Source organism: Erythrobacter dokdonensis DSW-74 (assembly GCF_001677335.1).
GTDB classification, from domain to species: domain Bacteria; phylum Pseudomonadota; class Alphaproteobacteria; order Sphingomonadales; family Sphingomonadaceae; genus Erythrobacter; species Erythrobacter dokdonensis.
Map to the genome: position 1 here is coordinate 114,330 of NZ_LZYB01000009.1, position 7,189 is coordinate 121,518.

The 7,189-nt window shown below is 61.8% G+C and carries 6 protein-coding genes; all 6 read left to right on the plus strand.

What is annotated here, in order from left to right:
- Nucleotides 1–2: 2 nt before the first annotated feature.
- On the plus strand, nt 3–2,327 hold the full coding sequence (locus I603_RS14040) for a DUF2460 domain-containing protein (protein WP_068865859.1): 2,325 nt from the start codon (nt 3–5) through the stop codon (nt 2,325–2,327).
- Nucleotides 2,324–3,139, plus strand: a complete 816-nt coding sequence (locus I603_RS14045; RefSeq protein ID WP_068865860.1) for a DUF2163 domain-containing protein — start codon at nt 2,324–2,326, stop codon at nt 3,137–3,139. The genes I603_RS14040 and I603_RS14045 overlap by 4 nt, the downstream gene beginning before the upstream one ends.
- Nucleotides 3,136–3,576 carry a hypothetical protein gene (locus I603_RS14050; protein WP_086621772.1) on the plus strand — a complete coding sequence of 147 codons (441 nt, stop codon included), beginning with the start codon at nt 3,136–3,138 and terminating at the stop codon, nt 3,574–3,576. Before I603_RS14045 ends, I603_RS14050 begins: the two co-directional genes overlap by 4 nt.
- A 4-nt stretch (nt 3,577–3,580) precedes the next feature.
- Nucleotides 3,581–5,761, plus strand: coding sequence for a phage tail protein (locus I603_RS14055; protein WP_068865861.1), 2,181 nt, complete (start codon nt 3,581–3,583; stop codon nt 5,759–5,761).
- 16 nt (nt 5,762–5,777) lie between these two features.
- Nucleotides 5,778–6,242: a DUF2793 domain-containing protein gene (locus tag I603_RS14060; RefSeq protein WP_068865862.1), complete on the plus strand. Its 465-nt coding sequence runs from the start codon at nt 5,778–5,780 to the stop codon at nt 6,240–6,242.
- A 177-nt stretch (nt 6,243–6,419) separates the two neighbouring features.
- Nucleotides 6,420–7,189 (plus strand): outer membrane protein (locus I603_RS14065; RefSeq protein WP_084440143.1); only part of this gene is annotated, 770 nt, incomplete at its 3' end.

Sequence of the window (7,189 nt, forward strand, 5' to 3'; positions counted from 1 at the left end):
CGATGGCATTCTGGCTCGCGCGCGAACGCAGCGCGCAGGAAAGCACCTTCATGCAGCGCTTCGATCCGCGCTTCTGGACGGTCAATTTCCCCCGTCCTGCGATGGCGTCGGTAGTCACGCTCGGCAGCGATGCGATGCGCATCAGCGTGGAACTGCACCATGCCGGCGAACTGGTCGGACTGATCTGGGACAGCGTGGATGTGCTCGATCACCCGCTCCTCGCCTACGAGACAGACCGAGACTATTCGCATACAATTCTCAGCTTCCGGTGGCAGTCCGAGGGCATCATACCCTTGGACCAGCCCAATGGCCCGACGCTGACTATCGAAGGTCGCGATGCGAGCGGCGCACCGAGGGTGTGGTATGTCCGGCTCTGGAACTATGCCGAAGGCACCCCCACCGACGCGTTGATCAGCCTGCCCTTCTCCGGTCTCGAAAGCGGTTTTTCGTTGCCTGGTGAAGGAGTTTACCCACGCGATATCGACCGGATGTTCATTTCGCTCGTCGCGCCCGGATATGTGGCCGGGAGCAGCGCTCCTTTGGCATCGCGCTTCAATGGTGCGGTAGTGATTTCGCAACTATCGGTCGACGGCGGGCGAGCCGTGCTCGAGCTTGGCGACGTACTGGTGCCGCCGCACGGCGAGCGCATCGCAACCGCCTATGACGATACCTACAACCAGACCCCGGCCCGCTTGATCAGGGCGGCCGTCGGCTTGGGCTATCGCGACGATCTGGTGCATTACGTCGGAATGAGCCACTTCATGCGGCTCGACCGGCAAGCCGATGCCGGACTATTGGCGGCGACCCCGGGGCAACTGGACCAACCGGCAACGGATTGGCACCGGAACTTCTTCGAGCTTGCACAGGCAGCGGAGCTGGAGGTCATCGTATCGCTCTCTTACGAGTTGTTCGATGCCTACTGCCCCGAAGCATGGAAGCAACGCACCGCAACCGGTGAACCTGCGCTTACGGGCTGGGTGCCGCCCTCAACTTTGCTCTCGCCCGCCAATGCACAGGCAATGGCGTGGCTGGCCGATTGCGGGCGCGCTTTTGTCGGCTTGCTCGAACAGGCAGGTTTGCCGGTCAGGTTCCAGATCGGCGAGCCATGGTGGTGGGTGACGTCGGCGGGCGAGATCTGCCTTTATGACGATGTGGCGCGGGCGGCATTCGGAGGAGACCCGCCGATCATCGACAGCCTGCGCGAGCCGCTCGATCCGGGGGACCTCGCACTGCTCGATGCGGCGGGAGCCATTCTTGCGCAATCGACCGCTGACTTGACGGCTGCCGTTCGTGCAGCTGCACAAGGCGGCTCGGAAGTTCTTCTTCTAGCCTTCACGCCGACAATCCTCGATCCGGCGATGCCCGAGCAGTACCGCGCCAATCTGCCTGGGGGCTGGTCGTTGCCCGCTTTCGACCGGCTCCAGGTGGAAGACTATGACTGGCTTACCGCCGGCGCCGACGCAGCGCGACGGGCCGCCTACGGCTTCGTCGATGCACGGCTAGGCTATCCGTTGCCCCAACAGGATTACTTTGCGGGCTTTGTCCTCGATCCGGCAGATGCGGAAGTCTTCTGGGCACGGATAGATAGCGGCCTCGATGAAGCGGCAGAGCGCGGAGTTCCCCGCCGTTACGTGTGGGCGCTGCCGCAGGTGAATCGTGATGGCTACACCCGCCTGCCCCCCACCCCGGAGCTAAGCATGACCCCCTTCGACGATGTCCTCTATCCCTTTGCGCTCGGGCGCAACACCGCGGTCGCACCGGAGTTCTCGACCGCTATCGCCGTCACATCGTCAGGGCACGAACAACGCAATTCGCTCTGGTCCGATGCGCGCGTGCACTTCGATGTGGGTCCGGGAATCCGATCGGAAGCCGAACTGTCCGAATTGCTTGCCTTCTTCCGTGCACGGCGCGGCCCGGCGCGGGGTTTCCGCATCATGGACCCGTTTGATCACAGTTCCAACGGGATGACGGGGATGCCCACCATGTCCGACCAACTCATCGGCACAGGCGACGGGGCACGAGCGGATTTCCAACTCATCAAGGCCTATGGCGGTGGTGACGATCCACAGCTCCGGCCAATCACCCGGCCCCGTCCCGACAGCGTGCTCGTCAGCATCGACGGCGTGGCGAACGTTGCATGGAGCCTTCAACCTGGCGGGCTGATCCGTTTCCAGGATGCGCCGCCAGCCGGAGCCGCGATCCGCGCTGGCTTTCTGTTCGATGTGCCGGTGCGCTTCGCTGAGGACAGGATCGACATCTCGGCAGTGAACTTCACTGCAGGGGAAGCGCCCTCGATCCCCCTCATCGAGCTGCGCGAGGTGGCATGATGCGGGTCTTTTTCGACCGCGAGCTGGATACGGTGGCGACGTTCTGGCGCATCTTTCGTCGCGACGGCGTGATGCTGGCCTTCACAAGCCACGATCGCGACCTAGCCTTCGGCGGTATTACCCACCGCGCGGCGCCGGGGATGGTGCCGGCTGCAATCCGTCTGACCGCTGATATCTCAAGCGACAGCGCCGAAGCGGAAGGCGCGCTCAATCACGACGCAATCCGCGAGGACGATCTGGCAGCGGGATTGTTCGATAACGCAGCGATCGAGATCGGCGCCGTCGACTGGACAACGCTGGAGCATCATGCTCTCTACACGGGCAGGATCGGTCGGATCGAAGACGACCAATCACATTTCTCCGCCGAGCTGCGTTCCGACAAGCACCTGCTCGAACAAGACCTGGTGCCGCGCACCAGTCCGACTTGCCGCGCCGAATTTTGCGGACGCGGATGCGGGCTTTCCGCAGCCCGGTTTACGTCGACACACAAGCTCTCTGACATTGATCTCGATCGCAACAGGGTGCGCTTCGCAACTCTCGCAGCCGCCGATCACATCGATGGCAGGCTCCGTTTCCTGAACGGTGCCCAGACCGGGGTCATGTTCGACATCATCGATATCGACGATGACTGGCTGGTGCTCGACCGACCATTGGTCGACGGGACAGCGATAGGAACCAAAGCCGAATTGCGCGAGGGTTGCGACCATACGATCGCGACCTGTTCGGAGCGTTTCAACAACGCTCGAAACTTTCGCGGCGAGCCCTTCCTACCGGGCAACGATCTGCTCTCGCGCTACGGTCAATCCTCATGACCACAGACCTGCAGAAACAGGCTTGGCGGCCGACCTGCATTGGCGATGCGGCTCATGCGATGGTGGGCACGCCATTCCGTCTCCACGGGCTTGACCCGGCTACCGGTCTGGATTGCGTAGGCCTTGTTTACGCAAGCCTTGTCGCGATGGGCCAAGGGGCTATTGCGCCCCGCGGATACAGCCTGCGTAACGCGATGATCGAGCGATGGTTAGATTTCGCCGAAAGATCGGGCCTGAAACCGACAGGCGGGCCCGTATCAGCCAATGAAGTTCTGCTGGTGAGTCTGGGCTACGGGCAGCATCACCTGATGATCACGAAAACCCGGCACGAGGTCATCCACGCCCATGCCGGACTGCGGCGGGTGGTCATCCATCGATTTGATCCCGACCACGCAATTAGCAGCAAGTGGCGTGTCGCGCCCTCGAAGGAACGTTAGTCTGATGGCAACACTGCTCCTCACAGCGCTCGGCACTGCCATAGGCGGGCCGATCGGCGGAACCATCGGCGCTCTGATCGGCCGCCAGGCCGATGCCGCAATTTTTGGCGGCGGCAGCCGCCAAGGCCCTCGGCTGCGGGAACTTACGGTCAGCACCTCCAGCTACGGACAACCGCTTGCGCGCCACTTCGGGCGGATGCGCGTTCCCGGGACCATCATCTGGTCAACCGACCTGATCGAAAGTAAGCGCAAGCAGAAAGGGCGCAAGGGTCAGCCTTCGACCGTAACCTATTCCTATTCCGCCTCTTTTGCCGTAGCTTTGTCTAGCACACCTCTAGCACGCCTTGGCCGGATCTGGGCGGATGGCAATCTGCTACGCGGCGCCCTTGATGATCTGAAAGTGGCGGGCAAAATTCGCTTCTATCACGGTTATGGCGATGACCCGGTCGATCCACTCATCGCAGCCGACAAAGGTGGCCTTGCCCCGGCCTTTCGTGATTGCGCCTATGTCGTGTTCGAAGAACTCGAACTCGGAGACTTCGGCAACCGCATTCCCGCACTGAGCTTCGAGATCTTCGCAGAGGGCGGCGAAACCAGCGTTTCGCTGGAACTTATGGTCCCAGGTGCAGCCGAAGGGCCATCAGCGACGTTTGCGCATCTGCGCGGTTACGCCGATGACGGAGGGCCGCTGGCAGCAACCCTCGCAACGATCGATGAGATCATTCCGCTGGTCTGCATATCGGGCAGAGACGGTCTGCGAATTGCGCCGCGCGCCCTTCAACAGGCCGATATCATAACGCTGCCTCAACAGCTTTTTCCTGATGAGCGCTCTGGAAATGAAGGTCGGCACAAACAACGTGCGGCACCGGCAGCCAGGGAGCCTGCCGCGCTACGCTACTATGACGAAGGACGCGATTATCAACCGGGTGTTCAGCGTGCTCTTGGCTCGCGGCGTTATGGACGCGAGACGATGTTCGACCTGCCCGCCACCCTTACCGCGGATGGTGCACGGCAGCTCGCCAACAGGAGGGCCACTCGTGCGCGCTGGCAGAATGAAACTGTGCTTTGGCGGATCGGCGAACTCGACCCGCGCCTGCAGCCCGGTGCAGCGGTGCGCCTCCCGACCATGCGGGGGGTTTGGTTCATATCCAGCTGGGAGTGGTTCGAGGGCGGGGTCGAACTCTCACTCGAGCGAGTTGCTCCGGAGTTAACTGCGCAAACCATAAGCGATCCGGGTGATACGCTGCCGCCAGCTGATGAGCCGATGCCGCCAACCAGGCTGGAAGCGCTGGAAGTACCAGGCGACGGAAATCTCAATCCTGCCAGCCCTCTACTCTTCGCGGCGACGTCTGCTGCGCATTCGGGGTGGCGTGGGGCCGCACTGTATCTGGCAGAATCAAGCCGGTTGATCCCGATAGGCAGTTCGGGAACGCAGCGCGCGGTAATGGGCGCACTCCTCGAACCGCTTGCCCCCTCATCGGCGGTTCTTTTCGAACCAACATCCAGCCTGCTGGTCGAGCTCGTAGGCGAGGGACTGGACTTTGCTGATACAGATGTCAGCGGACTTGCGAACGGCGCCAACCGGCTGATGGTTGGAGGCGAAGTCGTACAGTTCGCTCGCGCTGAGGCTCTTGGCGAACGCCAGTGGCGGCTGCAGGGTCTCTTACGCGGTAGAGGTGGCACGGAGGCAGAAGCTGCAACAGGTCATTCTCCACAGACCAGTGTCATTCTCCTCGATGATAGCCTCGTCGCGCTCGACCCGGCCGACGTTCCTCCTCTGGCGACCACGCGGATTGCGGCTATCGGTCCTGGAGACCCGGAGATCGTAATTGCCGAGTTACGCAACCCAGGTCTTTCACGGCGTCCGCTGGCACCGGTTCATGCTCGCCTGACGGTGACGCCCGGCAATCGTTGGGAACTATGCTGGACGCGTAGAGCACGAGGCCAGTGGCGCTGGGAGGACCTGGTAGAGGTCCCTCTGGTGGAAGAACAGGAGCAGTATCTTGTGGGCTACGGCCCGGCGCTCTCCCCGTTCGTCGCTTGGTCGGTGAATGAGCCGCGCTTCGAACTTGCTTTGGAAGAACGCAGTCTGCTCATCAGCACGCATGGAACGGCTGCCTTGTGGGTGAGACAGATCGGGACCTTCGGTCAATCGCATCCGCTTTTCCTCGCTCATCTGAGCTGAACCCAAGGAGTCGCCAATGACCGAACCGATCGCATTTCCCGCAAATACTCCCGCCATAGGGTTGCCGCTGCTCTTCGCCGGGCAGTCCCAAAAGGAGTTCTTCGTCAATCAGGCTTTTGCAATTCTGGACGCCTTGGCGCATCGCGGAGTTGTTGCCTCACATGATCAACCTCCTTCAGATGTCACCGAGGGCCAATGCTACAGGGTGACGCCGAATGCGTCCGGTGCCTGGGCCTCACACGCCGATCATCTGGCCATTTTTATCGCCGGGACTTGGCATTTCATCGCACCCGAAAACGGAATGCAGTTGTTCGACCGCGATGCAGGGCAATGGTTGTGCTTTCGCTCCGGGTGGCAAGCAGCCACGGCCCCAGCGTCACCCGAAAGCGGTTCGGTTATCGATGTCGAGGCGCGGGCGGCGCTTGCAAATCTGATTGATACTCTGAGGCTGATAGGCCTGTTTCCCCCTTCGATGCCATGATCCGCCAGGTCGAGAACGCCAGCGTTGCGCCACTCGGCATTGGATTGCCTTTTTGTTCATAATCGGCGGATAGATGCATTCTTGCAACACATGTCCACTATTGACCGCTTGCCACCGGAATGTGGAAAAGATAGAGACCTGCGGTGCCTCACGTCGATAACAAAGGGGAATTTTAGAATGCGCAAACTCGTCATTGGAATGGCGATGGCCTCGACCGCGCTGACCTCGCCCGCCCTGGCCCGCGAAGGGCAGTGGTATATTCAGGGCGACGGCGGCGTCATGATCGTTGAAGACCAAGATCTCGACGTAAACGGTGTCGCCGGAGACGCCAACGCCGACTACGACACCGATTATGACTTCGGTGCTGCCGTCGGCTATGACTTCGGTGGATTCCGGCTTGAAGCTGAAGCCAGCTACCGCGCCGCTGATCTGGACTCCGTCCGCGGAGGCCGCGAAGGCTTGGTTCTCAACCCGTCTGACACCGTTGGCTTCAACACCTTCTCGGGCAATCGCGAAGCTCTGGGTGAAGTGAACGCCCTGAGCTTCATGCTCAACGGTCTTTTCGACTTCGGCAGCGATGATGGTCTGCAGGCCTTTGCGGGCGGTGGTGTCGGTGTTGCTCGCGTCGACATGGACGGTCGCGTGAATGCCAACGGCCCGGGTGTGTGGAACGATTCCGACACGGGCTTTGCGTGGCAGCTGCTTGCAGGTATCCGCGCTCCGCTGAGTGACTCCTGGGACGTTGGCCTGAAGTATCGCTACTTCAATGCTCCGGACGTCAATCTGGTCGATCCGCTCGGTCGTTCTCTGGACACCAGCCTGACCACGCATTCGTTGCTGGGTTCCATCATCTATAACTTCGGTGGTGAGGAAGCGCCGCCCCCGCCGCCGCCGCCGCCGCCTCCCCCGCCGCCGCCGCCGCCTCCCCCGCCGCCGCCGCCGCCGCC